The 904-nt window shown below is 68.6% G+C and carries 1 protein-coding gene and 1 tRNA gene; one reads left to right on the top strand and one right to left on the bottom strand.

What is annotated here, in order from left to right:
- The coding region (locus C1I93_RS30735) for a hypothetical protein (protein ID WP_220039621.1) at nt 1-495 on the top strand (495 nt) is incomplete at its 5' end.
- A 241-nt stretch (nt 496-736) separates the two neighbouring features.
- Here the strand turns inward: C1I93_RS30735 and C1I93_RS30740 are convergent.
- Nucleotides 737-809: transfer RNA gene (locus C1I93_RS30740), tRNA-Arg, on the bottom strand.
- Nucleotides 810-904: the final 95 nt, after the last annotated feature.

Here is a 904-nt window from a genome sequence, read left to right on the forward strand (position 1 = left end):
GCCCCCGCCGCCGCCCCTAAGCGCGTGGAGCCGGTCGTCAAGAGCACCCCGCGGAGCACGCCGGCCGGCAAGAAGCCGAAGCTGCCGGAGGCGCAGTCCCTGGTCACGGTGACGGCCGCGGGCTCCGGCGCCTCGATCACCGACCTGGGCAAGGGCTACCTGAGCGCCTCGAAGAACGGCGCGGCGCTCCAGTTCCACCTGATCCACACCGACGACAAGACCAACGACTATCAGTTCAGCCTGGCCGGCCCCAAGAATCTGTGCCTGGAACAGGCCCTCGACCCGTTCGGCAGTCTCCGGCTGAAGCCGTGCGACATCGAGAAGTCCGAGCAGTTGTTCGTGATCACGCCGGCCGCCGACGGCTACTACATCGGCAGCAAGCACGCCGAGTACCTCTACCAGGGCGTCGGCGACGTCGCGTCGTTCGACGTCACCCCCGACTTCGAGCCCGGCCACTGGACCTTCGTCGTGAAGGGCTCCGAGCCGCTCGACTGACCGGGCCGACCTGCCCGATGTCCGGCCCACCACGGCCGGGCATCGGGTGTTTCCCCAAGCTGTCCTGCCCGAGTTGGCGTTGGAGGCGGCCGAGGCCACGGCGCGTCTGGTGTCTCGTCCGGGCAACAAGCGCACCGTCGGGCTCACCTCGGGCTCACGTGGGGCTAAGTCATCGAAGGACGGCGCTAAGAAAGCTCGCACGAACAGCAAGAAGCCGCAGGTCAACCCTGCTGCCTGAGGGTGCGCCCGGCAGGATTCGAACCTGCGGCCTTGGGATTAGAAGTCCCCTGCTCTATCCGCTGAGCTACGGGCGCGTGGTATCGCGCGAGAAGGGTACCGCCGCCCCGGGCCGGTGTGCGGAAATGGGTGGCCGGATCAGTGTTGCGGGCGGGGGGTGTCCGGCTGGGCG

The organism is Micromonospora endophytica, from assembly GCF_003236305.1.
In the GTDB taxonomy this organism is placed as follows: domain Bacteria; phylum Actinomycetota; class Actinomycetes; order Mycobacteriales; family Micromonosporaceae; genus Micromonospora; species Micromonospora endophytica.